This is a genomic window from Bacillus sp. JZ105 (genome assembly GCF_053903125.1).
The window spans coordinates 2,784,453-2,800,109 of the sequence record NZ_CP096387.1; the positions used below are offsets into that span (position 1 = coordinate 2,784,453).

At 42.7% G+C, this 15,657-nt stretch carries 17 protein-coding genes and 1 riboswitch; of the genes, 6 read left to right on the forward strand and 11 right to left on the reverse strand.

Going from position 1 to position 15,657, the window contains the following annotated elements; all coding sequences use genetic code 11:
• Nucleotides 1-37 precede the first annotated feature (37 nt).
• Complete coding sequence (metK, locus tag M1D81_RS14265) at nucleotides 38-1,240, reverse strand: methionine adenosyltransferase (protein WP_024424909.1); 1,203 nt, start codon at nucleotides 1,238-1,240, stop codon at nucleotides 38-40.
• 195 nt (nucleotides 1,241-1,435) lie between these two features.
• Nucleotides 1,436-1,570, reverse strand: a riboswitch (SAM riboswitch).
• A 226-nt stretch (nucleotides 1,571-1,796) separates the two neighbouring features.
• Here metK and pckA point away from each other — a divergent pair.
• Entirely contained in the window at nucleotides 1,797-3,383 is a 1,587-nt protein-coding gene (gene pckA, locus M1D81_RS14270) for a phosphoenolpyruvate carboxykinase (ATP) (protein ID WP_456266557.1), read from the forward strand.
• 42 nt (nucleotides 3,384-3,425) lie between these two features.
• Here pckA and M1D81_RS14275 read toward each other — a convergent pair whose 3' ends face one another.
• Genes M1D81_RS14275 through M1D81_RS14300 form a run of 6 tightly spaced genes read right to left on the reverse strand, consistent with a single transcriptional unit; the run spans nucleotide 3,426 to nucleotide 8,562 of the window.
• On the reverse strand, nucleotides 3,426-3,668 hold the full coding sequence (locus M1D81_RS14275; RefSeq protein WP_025092385.1) for a DUF2584 domain-containing protein: 243 nt from the start codon (nucleotides 3,666-3,668) through the stop codon (nucleotides 3,426-3,428).
• A 39-nt stretch (nucleotides 3,669-3,707) separates the two neighbouring features.
• Nucleotides 3,708-4,502 carry an alpha/beta hydrolase family protein gene (locus tag M1D81_RS14280; RefSeq protein WP_041107366.1) on the reverse strand — a complete coding sequence of 265 codons (795 nt, stop codon included), beginning with the start codon at nucleotides 4,500-4,502 and terminating at the stop codon, nucleotides 3,708-3,710.
• Between the two features lie 26 nt (nucleotides 4,503-4,528).
• Complete coding sequence (locus M1D81_RS14285) at nucleotides 4,529-6,010, reverse strand: phytoene desaturase family protein (protein ID WP_456266556.1); 1,482 nt, start codon at nucleotides 6,008-6,010, stop codon at nucleotides 4,529-4,531.
• Complete coding sequence (locus tag M1D81_RS14290; RefSeq protein ID WP_456266555.1) at nucleotides 6,007-7,134, reverse strand: glycosyltransferase; 1,128 nt, start codon at nucleotides 7,132-7,134, stop codon at nucleotides 6,007-6,009. The genes M1D81_RS14285 and M1D81_RS14290 overlap by 4 nt, the downstream gene beginning before the upstream one ends.
• On the reverse strand, nucleotides 7,119-7,865 hold the full coding sequence (locus M1D81_RS14295; RefSeq protein WP_456266554.1) for a lysophospholipid acyltransferase family protein: 747 nt from the start codon (nucleotides 7,863-7,865) through the stop codon (nucleotides 7,119-7,121). The genes M1D81_RS14290 and M1D81_RS14295 overlap by 16 nt, the downstream gene beginning before the upstream one ends.
• Nucleotides 7,834-8,562 carry a carotenoid biosynthesis protein gene (locus M1D81_RS14300; protein WP_456266553.1) on the reverse strand — a complete coding sequence of 243 codons (729 nt, stop codon included), beginning with the start codon at nucleotides 8,560-8,562 and terminating at the stop codon, nucleotides 7,834-7,836. Before M1D81_RS14300 ends, M1D81_RS14295 begins: the two co-directional genes overlap by 32 nt.
• A gap of 174 nt (nucleotides 8,563-8,736) precedes the next feature.
• On the opposite strand from M1D81_RS14300, the gene M1D81_RS14305 reads away from it, so the two are divergent.
• From M1D81_RS14305 to M1D81_RS14315, 3 genes are read left to right on the forward strand one after another with little or no spacing between them, the layout of a single operon-like run.
• The gene (locus M1D81_RS14305; protein ID WP_456266552.1) at nucleotides 8,737-9,738 is read left to right on the forward strand and encodes an ABC transporter substrate-binding protein; all 1,002 of its coding nucleotides are present in this window, start codon (nucleotides 8,737-8,739) and stop codon (nucleotides 9,736-9,738) included.
• Between the two features lie 15 nt (nucleotides 9,739-9,753).
• Nucleotides 9,754-10,524 carry an ABC transporter ATP-binding protein gene (locus M1D81_RS14310; protein WP_226015487.1) on the forward strand — a complete coding sequence of 257 codons (771 nt, stop codon included), beginning with the start codon at nucleotides 9,754-9,756 and terminating at the stop codon, nucleotides 10,522-10,524.
• Nucleotides 10,525-10,558: 34 nt separating this feature from the next.
• Nucleotides 10,559-11,305, forward strand: coding sequence for an ABC transporter permease (locus tag M1D81_RS14315; protein WP_369810477.1), 747 nt, complete (start codon nucleotides 10,559-10,561; stop codon nucleotides 11,303-11,305).
• Between the two features lie 56 nt (nucleotides 11,306-11,361).
• Here M1D81_RS14315 and M1D81_RS14320 read toward each other — a convergent pair.
• A protein-coding gene (locus M1D81_RS14320) for an IS3 family transposase (protein ID WP_456266551.1) occupies nucleotides 11,362-12,512 on the reverse strand; the annotation gives its coding sequence in 2 pieces (ribosomal slippage) (nucleotides 11,362-12,239 and nucleotides 12,239-12,512; 1,152 coding nt in all).
• A gap of 112 nt (nucleotides 12,513-12,624) precedes the next feature.
• Nucleotides 12,625-13,101, reverse strand: a complete 477-nt coding sequence (gene ytkD / locus M1D81_RS14325) for an RNA deprotection pyrophosphohydrolase (RefSeq protein ID WP_456266550.1) — start codon at nucleotides 13,099-13,101, stop codon at nucleotides 12,625-12,627.
• A 248-nt stretch (nucleotides 13,102-13,349) separates the two neighbouring features.
• Here ytkD and M1D81_RS14330 point away from each other — a divergent pair, with 248 nt between their 5' ends.
• Together M1D81_RS14330 and M1D81_RS14335 are read left to right on the forward strand one after the other, a co-directional pair.
• Nucleotides 13,350-13,961: a TerD family protein gene (locus M1D81_RS14330; RefSeq protein ID WP_456266549.1), complete on the forward strand. Its 612-nt coding sequence runs from the start codon at nucleotides 13,350-13,352 to the stop codon at nucleotides 13,959-13,961.
• Nucleotides 13,962-13,983: 22 nt separating this feature from the next.
• Nucleotides 13,984-14,769, forward strand: coding sequence for an AIM24 family protein (locus tag M1D81_RS14335; RefSeq protein ID WP_456266548.1), 786 nt, complete (start codon nucleotides 13,984-13,986; stop codon nucleotides 14,767-14,769).
• A 29-nt stretch (nucleotides 14,770-14,798) separates the two neighbouring features.
• Here M1D81_RS14335 and M1D81_RS14340 read toward each other — a convergent pair whose 3' ends face one another.
• Complete coding sequence (locus tag M1D81_RS14340; RefSeq protein ID WP_456266547.1) at nucleotides 14,799-15,107, reverse strand: hydrolase; 309 nt, start codon at nucleotides 15,105-15,107, stop codon at nucleotides 14,799-14,801.
• A 43-nt stretch (nucleotides 15,108-15,150) separates the two neighbouring features.
• Nucleotides 15,151-15,555 carry a phage holin family protein gene (locus M1D81_RS14345; RefSeq protein ID WP_456266546.1) on the reverse strand — a complete coding sequence of 135 codons (405 nt, stop codon included), beginning with the start codon at nucleotides 15,553-15,555 and terminating at the stop codon, nucleotides 15,151-15,153.
• Nucleotides 15,556-15,657: the final 102 nt, after the last annotated feature.

Below are 15,657 nucleotides of genomic sequence, written 5' to 3' on the forward strand. Positions count from 1 at the left end.
AAGGAAAACCGCTTAAAATAAGCGGTTTTTTATGTTGTTATTGTCCCAATGCTTCTTTGCGAAGTGTATCGGCTTTATCCGTTTTTTCCCACGGAAGATCTAAGTCGTGACGGCCGAAATGCCCGTATGCAGCTGTTTGTTTGTAGATCGGACGGCGCAGGTCAAGCATTTTAATAATGCCAGCTGGACGAAGATCAAAGTTTGCACGAACCACTTCAATTAATTTTTCTTCAGAAGCTTTTCCTGTTCCGAATGTATCAATTGAAATCGATACAGGCTGTGCAACCCCAATTGCATAAGCAAGCTGTACTTCACAAGAATCTGCAAGGCCGGCAGCTACGATGTTTTTCGCTACGTAACGTGCAGCGTATGCCGCAGAACGGTCAACCTTCGTTGCATCCTTACCTGAGAAAGCACCGCCGCCATGACGAGCGTATCCGCCATACGTATCAACGATGATTTTACGTCCAGTTAAACCAGCATCCCCTTGAGGTCCACCGATCACGAAACGGCCAGTTGGGTTAATAAAGTATTTTGTCTGTTCATCAATCAGTTCACTTGGAACGACAGGACTGATGACATGCTCTTTTAAGTCACTTTGAATTTGTTCAAGCGTCACTTCTGGTGCATGCTGCGTAGAAATAACCACTGTGTCAATACGAACTGGTTTGTTTTGCTCATCATATTCAACTGTGACTTGTGTTTTTCCGTCTGGACGAAGGTATGCAAGTGTTTCATTCTTGCGTACTTCTGTTAAACGGCGAGATAATTTATGCGCTAGTGAAATTGGCAGCGGCATGAGCTCTTCGGTTTCGTTGTTAGCAAAACCAAACATCAATCCTTGGTCACCTGCACCAATCGCATCAATTTCTTCTTCAGTCATTGTTCCTTCACGTGCTTCAAGCGCTTTGTCTACACCTTGCGCAATATCAGCAGACTGTTCATCAATTGATGTAAGTACCGCACATGTTTCCGCATCAAAACCATATTTCGCACGTGTGTAGCCAATTTCCTTAATTGTGTCACGCACCGTCTTTGGAATATCGACATAAGTAGACGTTGTAATTTCACCGCTTACTAATACGAGACCGGTTGTAACAGAAGTTTCACAGGCAACACGTGCATTTGGATCTTTCTTTAAAATTTCATCCAAAATGCTGTCTGAAATTTGATCACAGATTTTATCCGGATGTCCTTCTGTCACTGATTCTGAAGTAAATAAACGACGATTTTGACTCATAATGGCTATTTCCTCCTGTACAAGACCACATCATCCCAAGATGAGGCCTCCAATATGATACGGAACTCGTTCCCTCTTATATTTGAAAACGTTTATATTAGAGATGTTATTGGCAATTTGTTCATATGATATCCCAAAAATAAAAAAACCATTTCCTTCATTGCGAGGAAAGGGTCTGAGATCGCATGCCTTTCACTCTTATCGCTCAAGGTGTTCTTGTACCTTGCATCAGGTTAGCACCTTGGTTTCTCAGCATTTTCATGCCTTTTTCATAAGAAACCGGTTGCTGGGCTTCATCGGGCCTGTCCCTCCACCAACTCGGGATAAGAGTATCCGTTCAATAAGATATCTTATCTTAAACCCTTGCGTCATGTCAATGCTTCATAAGAATTATCTCCCTCTTTTTTCTCCTCACCATTAGCATCACCAAAAAGCATATTTTCATAGCAGAAATGAAAAAACACACACAAAAATTTTTAAATAGTATAGACTATTATTATTAATGTGTTATACTAATCGAAACAAACAAATTCAACGGTAAAGGAAGGGTTTTTTTATGAACTCAGTGGATTTAAAAGAAGATTTGCAGTCATTGCTCTCATTAGAAAATACGCACCAAAATTTATCTGTTCCGAAACTTGTTGAAAAGATTTTGGCACGTAATGAAGGCGTTTTAACATCAACTGGAGCTGTCCGCGCTACAACGGGAGCCTATACAGGACGTTCGCCTAAAGATAAATTTATCGTCAAAGAAGAAAGCTCTGAACATAAAATCGATTGGGGTCAAGTAAACCAGCCGATCTCCAAAGAAGCATTTGACCGTTTATATACAAAGGTTGTGTCATACTTAAAAGAACGTGATGAACTATTCGTCTTTGAAGGTTTTGCAGGCGCTGATGAAAGATACCGTATGCCGATTACAGTTGTAAACGAATTCGCATGGCACAATCTTTTTGCCAAGCAGCTATTTATCAGACCTGACGGGTCAACACCTTCTTCAAACGAAAAACCTTTCACCATCTTATCTGCACCGCACTTTAAAGCAGATCCTGCAACAGATGGCACAAACTCTGAAACGTTTATCATCGTTTCTTTTGAAAAACGCACGATTCTTATCGGTGGAACAGAATATGCAGGAGAAATGAAAAAGTCCATTTTCTCTGTGATGAACTACCTGCTTCCTGAGCAAGACATTTTATCCATGCACTGCTCAGCAAACGTAGGTCAAGAAGGCGATGTGGCCCTATTCTTCGGACTTTCAGGTACGGGTAAAACGACGCTTTCTGCAAGCGCAAGCCGCAAGCTGATCGGAGACGATGAACACGGCTGGTCTGGCACAGGGGTCTTCAATATCGAGGGCGGATGCTATGCGAAATGTGTGAACTTGAGTGAAGAAAAAGAACCGCAGATCTACAAAGCGATCAGCTTCGGATCAGTTCTTGAGAACGTTGTGCTTGATGAAGAAACACGTGAAGCGGATTATGATGATACATTCTTTACTGAAAATACACGCGCTGCTTACCCAATCGAAATGATTGATAACATCGTGAAACCAAGTATCGCAGGACATCCATCTGCTATTGTCTTCTTAACAGCTGATGCGTTTGGCGTCTTACCTCCAATCAGCCGTTTAACAAAAGAGCAGGCAATGTACCATTTCTTGAGCGGGTACACAAGTAAATTAGCTGGAACTGAGCGCGGTGTCACATCACCAGAAACGACATTCTCTACTTGCTTCGGTTCACCATTCCTTCCGCTTCCAGCTCACGTCTATGCTGAAATGCTTGGCAAAAAGATTGATGAGCACGGTGCAAAAGTATTCCTTGTGAATACAGGCTGGACTGGCGGAGGCTACGGTACAGGCAGACGAATGAATCTCGCTCATACAAGAGCAATGGTACAGGCAGCAATCGAAGGTGACCTTGACAATGCCGAGATGATCACTGATGACATCTTTGGATTACACATCCCGCTTCATATTCCTGGTGTACCAGATGAAGTGCTTCAGCCTGCTAAAACATGGGATGACCAAGAAGCTTATCAAGAAAAAGCACACTTCCTTGCCAATGAATTTAAAAAGAACTTCCAAAAATTCAGCCACGCGGCAAGTGACATTGAAGCCAAAGGCGGACCACTCGTATAACCAAATGAAAAAAGCTGAGGAGAATTCAATCCCTCAGCTTTTTTAGTTTGTTGAATGCAATGACACAAGACGGTACGTCACCTTCGTGACATTGTCTGTCAGCTCCAGCTTTTCAACATGTGCTGTCCCTGTTTTTTCTCCGTCTTTCGTTTTGCGCACCTCAAGTGGAATATTTAACGGATAAATGCGGTATCCATCCTTCATGAGTTCAAATACATTTTCTTCAATTCTTGTCTCTTTTCCCTTTGTGACAATCATTGTATTAAATTCAACAGGCATTCCCATAATGAAAATCCCCCTACTTTCTATATTTCGTTATACTGCTTATTTTACCACATTTCCGCTTTTTCGGCTGTGCATCCATGTGGTCAGCCTTCTCACAATTTCTCGATTATGCTGCGGCGGAAAATAGTGGTTGTATCCGTGGAAATACCATGTCTCTACGGACTTTCCGTGCTGGCGCAGCGCATCTTCTAACAAATACGCATGCTCAATCGATACATTTTGATCTTCTTCTCCGTGAATGATAAGGACAGGTGCTTCAATTTTGTCCACATCATTTAAAGGGGTTCTGTTCTCATATGCCTCTGGCACCTTATGCGGCGGTCCGCCAATCACACGCTTCATCATCCGTCTCATATCCACACGCTCTTCATAAGTCAGTTTCATGTCACTGACGCCTCCCCATGTGACAAAGGAAGCCGCCTCCTGTTTCATTTCAACAGCGGTCCAAATGCCCATAATACCGCCTCGCGAAAAACCAAAGATATGAATGCGGTCCTTCTTCACTTTTTTGTGCTGTTTTAACAGCTGAAAGGCAGCGAACGCATCTTTTCGATCTTCTCCGGCAAAATCTTCGTTCCCTTCGCCTCCTTGGTTTCCTCGGTAAAAGGGAGCAAAGACGACAAAACCCTGCGCGGCAAATTGCACAATCCGGCCTGGTCTGACCATCCCCACATTTTTAATGCCGCCTCGTAAATACAAAAAGCCGTCGTAGAAACCTTCTCCGGCCGGTTCAGCGAGCAGCCCTTTCATCCGAAGTCCATCTGCCTCATAGGTCACTGTATATAAGTGAATATGCGGATGGGGCGACGGAAACCTTCTTTTTTCCACAATCACTCGATTTCTCTCCTTTTCATCTTTGATTACGTCCATTGCTTCAGCATCGCTTCTGCGACAAGCTGGCCTGATTTTGTCACCATCGGCGTGCCGCCGCCTGGATGACTTGTTCCTCCAACAAACCAAAGTCCTTCAATATCTTTTGACCGATTATTGATGCGAAAGAACGCCTGTTTGAACGAGTTTGAAGACATGCCATAAATGGCTCCACGATATGCCCCCGTTTTCTGCTGCAGATCGAGCGGGGTTTGAACCGCTTCATATTCAATAAGCTCATCCAAATCAAAAAGACCTTTTTCCATTAATTTGTTTTTTACATGCTGACGATATGTCTCCTTTAGCATGTCCCAATCTTGCTCTTTTGTCACATAAGGTGCATTGGCCAGTACAAACAGGTTGCTTCTTCCCGGCCCTCCGCTTAAAGCTGGTTCTGAATGGCCTGAATAGCATATGTAAAGTGCCGGGTCTTGAGGCAGTTGTTTTTTCTGAAAAATATCCTTGAATTCTTGCTCATAATCCTCAGGGAAAAACACATTGTGATGGACCAGCTGTTCATAGACTTTAGGTACCCCTAATAAGAGAACAAAGCCCGACAACGACGGTTCAATGCCAGACAGTTTTTGATTTAAAAAACGAGAACGGTCTTTTTCATCTATAAGATGACGGTATACAGTGAGCGCATCTGCTCCTGCAATGACTTGATCTGCCTCATACATCTGCTGATCCGTCTCCACTCCTTTGATCCGCCGATCCTTCACATGAATCTTGTTCACTTGTTCATTGAGGTGAATCTGAACGCCTAATTCTTTTGCCAGTATCTCAAATGCCTCAACTAAACGATATGTACCGCCCTGTATTCCATAAATCCCTTTCTCCCCTTCTAAATACGCCATCATGTTAAAAATAGCCGGCGCCTCGTAGGGAGAAGAGCCGGTATAAGTGGCATACCGTCCAAACATCGCCAATGTATGGGGATGACGGAAATATTGACGCAGCAGGCGCTGAACCGATGTGAATGGTTTGACAGCGAGAAGTGCTTTCATCAGCTTTAAATCCGCCTTATCCTTCCAGCTCAATAACAAACGATTTAAAAACTGCTCCTCTGCCTTTTGAAAAAGCGTCTTTGATTCCTGTAAAAATGCCCGGTATTGCTTCGCATCTTCAGGACTGAATGCAGCAATTTGTGATTCCATATGCTCAATATTCGGCGTAAACTCAACCGTATGTCCATCTGGAAAAATATTTTTGGTAAGCGGAGAAATCGGATAAAAGGTCACATAATCCTCCATCCGTCTATGACAGGATGTAAACACTTCTTCAAAATAGGCCTTCATTGTAATAGTGCTCGGTCCTAAATCAAAAGAGTAGCCTGCCTCGTGATGGCGCTGCAATTTCCCGCCTAAGGCCGCTTCTTTTTCTAAAATGGTGACCTGAACCCCGCGTGACTGTAGACGGATCGCAGCTGATAATCCGCCGAGTCCACCGCCGATGATGATCACTTTTTTCATTCGTACCTTCTCCCTTTCCATTCATACCCTTCTTTTTTCAGACCGATTTTCATAGAAGCAAAGCCAATGGCGATCAGGCTTAAAATACTGACCGGCAATAAAAAAGCCATCGCAGATGTCCGCCCATTTTCAGTATCTATTGCCGCTTTAATCGACACACCCAGCCCATAGCAAAGAATGGCTAAGCATATGCTCAAAACATTCAGCTGAAACAATGCGATCATGAAACAAATGACAGGAACCAAATAAAGGAGGGTGTATAAACAAAAGACACTGCTCAACAAAGCAATGCTTCGATTCACACCTGGGAATAAATTTTTGCGGTAACCTTCCCAAACCTCTTGTCCACTTTCATACATTCTCATATACACAAATGGATGAATGCTTGCAAGTGTGAACGGAAAGCCTTTTTTCTTCACCCGCCTAGCCAAAGCCATATCATCAACGAGTGAATCCTTGATCGCTTCATGCCCGCCAATGTCGTGATAACAATTCTTTTCAATGGCAATAAAACCGCCATGTGCTGCGGCAAAAGCGGGGTTCTTAGATTTTCTTACCCATTTCACTGGCAGATGACAGCCAATGGTAAACATCATCATAGGAACCACAAGATGCTCAAAAAATGTACCTGTTTTTTGTTCTGGAAAACCTGACAGCATGCCCGTTTTTTGCAAACATAACTGCTTGTATACTGATTCAACTGCCCCTTTTTTTAACCGGACATCCGCATCTAAAAATAGCAGCCAGTCAGAAGCTGCTGCCTCTGCGAGCTGAGAGCAGGCATATGATTTACCAAGCCAGCCCCGCTTTAATGGCTGACCTGACTGGACTCGGATCCACGGATATGTTTCTGCAAACCGCTCCACCATCGCTCTTGTCTGATCTGTCGAATGGTCATCAAGGACGATAAGCTCTTTCGGATAAAAGCGTTGATCAACGATCGACTGAAGACAGGCTTCTATTCGGTTTTCCTCATTTCTCGCTGGAATCAGAATTGATAATGAAATAAGTTCATCAGGCGAAATGGATGCTGGCTTTAAAACAGGAAGCTGCTTCATATTCCATATGGTGAAAATAAACTGACAGAGCAAGAGTACACTGATTACGGTTAAGAAGACCGCCATGTTTTCACCCACTTTTGAAAGGAATCAAACGCATCACTTGTTGACTGACTTGTCCTTGTCATCTGTCTAAATTCTTGATTAGTTGTAAAATCAGGATCTGCGATGACCTGTGCTTGATGTGCGTTTAGCTGCGTTTCAAGCAGATCTCTAAGCAGATGCGTCACGTCCTTGCTTCGTAGTTCTCCGCCAGATACTAAGGTATCTTCACCAAACAAAGCAGATACTGTCGGCTTTTGAAATTGATTAAATGTATAAAGCAAGGTCACAGGCTTCACCACAACTTGCTCAAATTGTCTCACTAAAAATGAAGCCCCGCCCTCCAATTCAAGCGGCCGCATATCCTGATGCATGATTTTCCCCTGTGGAAAAAGCCATACAGCCCGGCCAGCCTGCATGTTCTCTTTTGCCGTCATTAATGCTTGCTTCACACTTTTCAGATTCTCTTTCTGAACCGGAAAGGCACCAAGCTTTCGGAAAAAGGCATATTGCTTCAGCTGTTTCTCTTCCATCATCATATAGTGATCGAGCCCAGATGCTTTTTCTGTTAAAAGAAAGATGATCAGTCCATCCCACCATGAGCTATGATTGGCGATATAAAGAACAGGCAGCTTCTCGTTTGGGTCTGCAGCGCCTTTCATCATCACAGAGCGGAAATGTTTATGAAGTAAATACCGCTCAAGATAAAGAGAAAATATACGTCTAAACGATCGGCTTTTGTCGCTTTCTTTCAAATTGAACCCTTCCTTCACACAAAATAACAATGATCAGTGCTAAATAAAAAATGACATCGAGCCCGCCCTTTAATGCCAGCACACCAAAAAAGAACACCATTGCCTGATAAATACGGCTCGTCCAGCTCAGAGCCTTTTGATCAATCTGAACAAGCGGGAAAAGAAAGGAAAGTCCTGCTCCAATCATACCCCAGCTCACAAAATTCTCAAAAGGAATACCATAAAATCCACCGCCGTCATACCACACCCAAAATTTTCGTTCAGCCGCTACTGGGTCTAATATGAGGTCAAGCAAGACAATCCATATCCCCGTTTCGACAGCTCGTTTCCATTTCGACTGCTGAGTGGATAAAAAAAGACTGTTTAAAAACACACCAACCCATGCAAAAGCAATGGTTAAAGGCACCCCTGCCACTAGAAAACCTAACGTCGGATAATAGTCATAGGCCCCGAAAGGAAAACCGGTTGTGATCCCTATCCATTCAACCGTAAATGTCAGCACCCCGACAATAGCTGTCCTTTTGATCACAAACCCCCATGAACCATAAATATTTCGCCCAATTTCTATCACACAGCAGGCATACAGCACAAGGAAAATGCCATTTGCAAACTGAAGCCATGCTGGCACTTCAAAAGAGACCATTAATATGAGCCCTGCTAAATACCATCCAAGAAATACCCAACTCACTCTATACACGAAACCGCCCCTTTATTTCTGCCAAATTCAAGAAAGTATTCATGCTTCTAGTATAGAAAAAAAGACACGTTCTATAAATAAACAATGCGCTTCTTATTTTCATCTAGGCACTCACCAAAAATCCCTTTTGACATACTTTAATTAGTGATCTAGAACAAAGGAGGCGAATTACTCTTGAATCGTTCCATCAAAGTCAGACTGGCATTCATCGTCGTTGTCCTGCTCTTTATTCCATTTGTCGCCTGTAAAAAAGAACAAGAGCAGACCGTACAAGTAGCCGAGGTGACCCATTCGGTTTTTTATGCTCCGCTATATGTTGCCTTATCTGAGGATTTCTTCAAAGAAGAAGGGCTAGAGGTTGAATTAAAAACGACTTGGGGCGGTGATAAAACGATGACAGCTCTCTTATCCGGCGGTGCAGATATCGCCCTGACCGGATCTGAATCCTCTATCTATGTAGAGGCTCAAGACACAAAAGACTCTGTCATCAACTTTGCACAGCTGACACAAACAGACGGTACATTTCTTGTTTCAAGGGAGAAAGTGAGCGAATTCTCTTGGGATCAATTAAAAGGAAAAGACTTTCTTGGACAGCGGAAAGGCGGCATGCCGCAAATGGTCGGTGAATATGTCCTGAAAAAGGAAGGCATTGATGTAAAAAAGGATCTCCGCATGATTCAAAATATTGATTTTGCCAACATTTCAGGTGCTTTCTCCTCTGGAACTGGCGATTTTGTGCAGTTATTCGAACCGACAGCATCCTTAATTGAAAAAGAAGGCAAAGGGTACATTACCGCCTCCTTTGGAGAGGCTTCCGGAAAGGTGCCGTATACCACCTTCATGGCAAAGAAGAGTTACTTAGAGGAAAACAAAGAAACAGCTGAAGCTTTCACTCGCGCCATTTACAAAGCGCAGAAATGGGTAGAAGCCAAGCAGCCGGAGGAGATTGCCAAAACCATTCAATCTCATTTTCCTGACACAGCACTTGATGTTTTATCAACTGCCATTAAACGCTACAAACAGCAGGACTCCTATGCAGCAGATCCCCTACTGAATGAAGAGGAATGGAACAAATTGCAGGAAATCATGAAGGAGAGCGATGAATTGCCGAAATTTATCCCGTACAAACAACTTGTCGATTCATCCATTGCAAAGAAGGTCACAGAACACAAATAGAATAGGAGGTAGCACATGTCTTTCCTTCAAATTGACCATGTGACCCACACGTACTTCTCTTTAAAAGAAAAAACAACGGCCATACAGCACATCAATATGGAGATAGACCAAGGAGAATTTATCTCATTTATTGGTCCCAGCGGCTGCGGAAAAACCACCCTGCTGTCTATCATTGCAGGAATAACGCCGCCCTCTGAAGGCCGAATTTTAATCGAAGGAAAAGAACCGAATCAAAAAGAACATCAAATCGGCTACATGCTCCAGCAAGATTATTTGTTTCCTTGGAAAACCATCAAGGAAAATATCATTCTCGGGTTAAAAATTACCAAGCAGGATTCACATGAAGCCACCTCTGCCGCTCTTGGCTTACTGCCTAAGCTTGGCCTTCATGATGTAGAGGAAAAATACCCGAAGGAGCTGTCAGGCGGTATGAGGCAGCGTGCGGCTCTCGCCCGAACGCTTGCAGTGAATCCCGGTCTGCTTTTACTAGATGAACCCTTTTCAGCTCTAGACTATCAAACCAAACTCACTTTAGAGGATCTCGTCTTTCATACACTCAAAAACTATCAAAAAACAGCGGTCCTTGTGACACATGACATCGGCGAAGCCATTGCGATGAGTGACCGCATTTTCTTATTCTCTAAGCATCCCGGCTCAATCAAGAGAATGTTTACCGTTCCAGATGAACTGAGGACTCTTTCTCCTTTCGAAGCAAGACAGACCCAGAGTTTCCAAGAGCTCTTTCAAACGATTTGGAAGGAGCTGAAAACAGTTGAAACACAGTGACCTTTTACATGAAGCCTATCGCAAAAAATACCGAATGGAAAAACGCATGACCCGAATCTATCAGTTCATTATTTTCGCCAGCTTCTTTTCTCTTTGGGAGCTTGCCAGTCATTTTCGTCTTATCGATCCACTGATATTTAGTTCACCTTCAGCAGTCTGCCAATTGTTTGTACAAAAAATATCCGATGGGTCTTTAGTGAATCATATGAGTATTACATTATTTGAAACGGTGCTCGGATTTCTGCTTGGTACCTTTTGCGGCATCTTGCTTGCTGCCGCCTTATGGTGGTCCACCCGCCTGGCAAACGTTCTTGATCCTTATTTAGTCATTTTAAATGCCATGCCAAAAGTGGCCCTCGCCCCGATTTTAATTGTTGCCCTTGGGCCTGGCATGATCAGCATCGTTGCCATGGGCGCAATCATTAGTGTAATCATTACGACAATCGTCATATATACAGCCTTTCAAGAGGTCGATGAGAATTATTTAAAGGTGATGAAAACCTTTGGTGCGAAAAAAAGCGTCGTCTTTCGCGAGGTCATTTTGCCAGCTAGTATTCCAACGATGATTTCTGCCATCAAGGTCAATGTCGGCCTTTCTTGGGTTGGGGTTATTGTAGGGGAATTTCTTGTTTCCTCAAAAGGGCTCGGCTACATGATCATTTACGGCTTTCAAGTCTTCAACTTTACACTCGTGTTCTTAAGTCTTTTCATTATTGCCGTGTTTGCGACCATCATGTACCAGCTTGTCGAATGGCTCGAACGCCGTTTTCTTCAAAAATAAAAAAGCACAGGGATTGGGGACTGACCCCCGTTATTGAGACAGGGATCAAAACACCTTTATACAGCCAATTGCCGATAGTTTATCGGTGATTGGTTGTTTAGTTTCTTTTGAATACGAATGTTGTTATAATAATAAATGTATTCTTTGACAGTGCGTTCTACGATGGTGGTCGTAGTTCGATCAATGCTGTTAAGATAGAACGTTTCAGACTTTAGTGAGGAATGAAACGATTCGATGGAAGCATTATCAGCGTGCGTCCCTTTACGGGACATGCTCATGGTAATGCCTTTTATATGAACAGCTTTCTGATACTCGTAAGATGTATACACAGAACCTTGGTCGCTATGTAACACGCAGTGCTCAGGCAGTGCTGGGAGCTGATCAAGTGTGTTTAAGATAAAGTCTGTGTCCTGCTTATCACCAATCGTAAAAGCAATCACTTCTCCATTATATAAATCCAATATACTGGAAAGGTACAATTGTTTCTGTCCATAAGGCAAATACGTGATGTCCGTTACTAGTTTTTCAAGAGGGCGATCAGACTGAAAGTTCCGATCGAGTATATTACCAGCCACGGCATAGGGCTGCCCATTCTTCTTACGCTTTTTCATTTTAACCCGGCATTGCCACTGGTTTTTCTGCATGATACGTTGAACAGTTTTATGGTTAATACGCATTCCCACTTTTAGTATGGCTGTAATTTTTCGGTATCCATATCGATACTTGTGCTCTCGGCACAACGTGCCGATTTGTTTCTCTAGTTGTCTTTTAGAATGATTCTGAGTCAGATTCTTTTTCCATCTATAGAACGAAGCGCGTGAGATGCCTAAATGGACACAGATGTCCTGTACTGTCATCTTTTTGCGCAATTCTTCTACCAGTTTGATTGACGTTTCCTTATCAACTTCCTTTCCAATTCGTTGTACTTTTTTAAAACTTCATTCTGTTGACTCAGATAGCGATTTTCTGCCCGCAGTCTCTCTAATTCGGAAGAGTACTCGAGACCCTTTCCATGGGTATATTGTTTTCCAACAGGCTGTTCGAACCGGTGTGTATCCCCAGCATGATGCCACCTCACCCATGTTTGAACCTGCGTTTTATTTTTGATATTCAATTCTTGCATGATCTCTTTCATAGGTATGCCTGCCAATCTCATGTCTACAGCCTTCTGTTTGACTTCAACCGGATAACTCACTCTTGTCCCCATAGAAAAACACCTCCATGTTTTATTTCGGATCACAACGATCCATTTTCAAACTTGAAGGTGTTTTTTATTTGTCTCATCTTATGGGGTCAGTCCCATTGTTTCCCTGCGCTTTTTAACGAATCAAACCGTTCTTTTCTAAATAAGCAAGACTTTGTCTTAACACATCATCTTTCATAATAAAACTGAAATTCTTATTTTTTGTGATGGATCTTGGCAAGTCTGCGAAAAGAACGGGTCCTTTCGTTTCAAAATACGTGTCTTGCTTCACTAGTTTTTCAATATCAGCGAAATAAATATTCTTGACAATGACCTTTTCTCTGCCAAGCACCTGATATTGACCAATATACGTTAATTCACGAACAACAGCACCCGTCTCTTCTTGAATCTCCCGTATAGCGGCTTGGTCTGCTTCTTCATCCGGCTCAACTTTCCCTCCTGGAAACTCATAGCCCCGGTCCTCATGTTCAGTGAGCAGCCATTTCCCTTGGTAGCGGCAGATGGCCCAAACATGCTTAGGATGACTTGAAAAAGGCTTCTCCTCAAAAGAGAGCTTGACCGTATTATGATAATAGTCTTTAAATACATGCATGTGAAATCCCTCATATCCTGTCCTTGCTTCTTGTAAAACATCATACCACAGATCACATTTATCTGAAGAATTTTTATCAAAAGTGAAACAAACGAGTGGTTCCAACTCGTCTGTATCTAAAATGAGGTATTGTTGCTAAAACCTTTTTATCATCTCCAACTTCACCCAAATTTAATCATGAAACCTTTTATCCCTATATGACGTAAATGAATCAATGTTTGTCCTATGACAACGAGGAGGAAATCAGCATGAGTATAAAAAAAGGGTCAAAACAAGACTCACCCCATGAGGTGATCAAGAAACACCTCGTGAAAGGGCAAAAGTTAGATTTAACGAAAGAAAATCCAGCGGTCGACCAAATTCATATCGGGCTTGGCTGGGACCTGGCTGGTCAGCCTATTGATTTAGATACACAAGTGTTTCTTTTAAATGAAGAGGACAAGCTGTTGTCTCCTAAGCATCTGATCTATTATCACCAGCAGCAAAGCTTAGATGGAGCTGTTCGTCATCTTGGTGATCATCAAGTTGGCGGAGGGTATCGAGACAATGAAATGATTATTATGCAATTAAGCAGAGTCTCACCTGATATTCATAAAATTGTCGTCACAGCCACGATACATGATGCACACGAACGCCAGCATCATTTTGGACAAGTGACCAATGCCTACTTGCGACTTACGGATCAAATCTCGCAGCAAGAGATTTGTACCTTTCAGTTAACAGAAGATTATTCGTACTGTACATCCATTATATGCGCTGAACTCACGAGAGATCAGGAGAAATGGAAAATCACGGCGACCGGGCAAGGGACTACTCTAGATTTAAATGATTTATGCCGCATCTACGGATTTACATCTTGATGCAGGAAAGGAGCCGGCACCTATGGGATTTCATTTCAACACGATAGAAGAACTTACCTTACAAGCAGAAGGCAGCGGAATCTTTTTTGCCAAAAAAGGCGCCATGATTGCTGATCAAGGAAGTTTCCAATACCGCAAGCGATTACTTGGAACGAATAAAGGAAATATGGTCAGCCAAGTATTTAACCATATCAGCAGGAAATTCACAGGTGAAAACCTTGAGATGATGGAAGTGAGTGGACAAGGTACTTGTTACTTGGCGGATGCAAGCGAGCATGTAACAGTGATTAACCTTGAGCCAAGCGGTCCTTGGCAGCATGTAAGTGTAGAAAGTGAAGATTTACTTGCCTTTACTGAGGAATGCCATTACGGCGTCACACCAGTAGGCGTTGGTATTTTATCACAGAAAGGACTGTTTACTTCAAAACTCTCTTATCAAGGGCACGGAGCGCAGGTCGCCATTAAAACGAATGGAAATCCGCTCATTTTAAAAGCCCCCTGCCGTGTAGACCCTGACGCAATTGTTGCTTGGACAGGCAAAGCACCGAAGGTCAAACTAGATGTGAACTGGAAAACTTTTATTGGACAAACATCTGGCGAATCCTACTTATTTGAGTTCCAGGAACAAGATCAAATCGTCATAATCCAGCCATCTGAGCGCACATCTGGCTTACGGGTAGGCTTAGATGATCATCGCTACAAGCCTCAGAGCCAGAGCTCCTCTCATGAATTCACCAATTCACAGCAAGAAAATAGAGGCGGCGGGATCAGTGATTTGATCGGAGGCATTTTACAACCGCGAAAATAAAGCATGTAGAGAATCTCTACATGCCTTTTTCAATTCATCAAACCATTTGTCTCAATAAAGCTCCTTGTTTCTTCATTGCCGAGCTCATAAATCATTGTGTATATCTCTTTTCTTTTTCTATCCATTTCATCATTTGGACTATCATAATGATATTCAAGAAACGGAACATGCGCCCGAAAGAAGCCTTTCCAATCTGTCATATACTGTTCATCGAAATAGTCTCTCAGCTGCAAGATTTGATCATCATCTGCTTCTATTTGAAATTGCCAAGCCGCCGCATTTTTATGCTGCGATATCGATCCATCTTGTACGGATACATAGTACGTGTGTCGCCCCATCTGAATCATCCTTTTTCCTTTAGTATGACCAGATAGGAGGAAATTACGGCTTTTTGCGCAATTTATTTTTCAACATGTCCAACACATCAATAAACAACTGCGGAATGGGAATTCCAAGGGCTCTGGCTGTCGAGACGATTTGGTAAGATTCATAAATAATATAAAAGATGATCGCTAAATCCTTAATCGTCCCATTAGTCTTCAGCATGACATCGAAGAAATGTGCCATAGATATTAAGGAGACTGTCACGACTTTTCGAACAAGCCGCGTTAAAAACCGCTTCATTGTGAGCTGCCCAGTCAAAGATTCTCTTAGGCTTGAACAAATTAATTCAATAGCCATCAACGTCACTAAAATCATCAGTAAATATCCTGCTCCACCAAACAGAAAGCCCATCGCCGACAAACTCACTGTAACCAACGAAAAGATGCCTAAATCCTTGCTCACTTGGCATCAACATCCTTTCAAAGTGGAACTCCTTACCTCAATAGTATATGCCGAATTCTCGCAATAGCTTGGACGACAAAAAATAAAGGCGCTGTCTTGTAC

What these genes read in the sequence shown, in the direction of transcription:
- metK (WP_024424909.1), bottom strand. Translation starts at nt 1,240, where the DNA reads ATGAGTCAAAATCGTCGTTTATTTACTTCAGAATCAGTGACAGAAGGA.
- pckA (WP_456266557.1), top strand. Translation starts at nt 1,797, where the DNA reads ATGAACTCAGTGGATTTAAAAGAAGATTTGCAGTCATTGCTCTCATTA.
- M1D81_RS14275 (WP_025092385.1), bottom strand. Translation starts at nt 3,668, where the DNA reads ATGGGAATGCCTGTTGAATTTAATACAATGATTGTCACAAAGGGAAAA.
- M1D81_RS14285 (WP_456266556.1), bottom strand. Translation starts at nt 6,010, where the DNA reads ATGAAAAAAGTGATCATCATCGGCGGTGGACTCGGCGGATTATCAGCT.
- M1D81_RS14290 (WP_456266555.1), bottom strand. Translation starts at nt 7,134, where the DNA reads ATGGCGGTCTTCTTAACCGTAATCAGTGTACTCTTGCTCTGTCAGTTT.
- M1D81_RS14310 (WP_226015487.1), top strand. Translation starts at nt 9,754, where the DNA reads ATGTCTTTCCTTCAAATTGACCATGTGACCCACACGTACTTCTCTTTA.
- M1D81_RS14315 (WP_369810477.1), top strand. Translation starts at nt 10,559, where the DNA reads ATGGAAAAACGCATGACCCGAATCTATCAGTTCATTATTTTCGCCAGC.
- ytkD (WP_456266550.1), bottom strand. Translation starts at nt 13,101, where the DNA reads ATGCATGTATTTAAAGACTATTATCATAATACGGTCAAGCTCTCTTTT.
- M1D81_RS14330 (WP_456266549.1), top strand. Translation starts at nt 13,350, where the DNA reads ATGAGTATAAAAAAAGGGTCAAAACAAGACTCACCCCATGAGGTGATC.
- M1D81_RS14335 (WP_456266548.1), top strand. Translation starts at nt 13,984, where the DNA reads ATGGGATTTCATTTCAACACGATAGAAGAACTTACCTTACAAGCAGAA.
- M1D81_RS14340 (WP_456266547.1), bottom strand. Translation starts at nt 15,107, where the DNA reads ATGGGGCGACACACGTACTATGTATCCGTACAAGATGGATCGATATCG.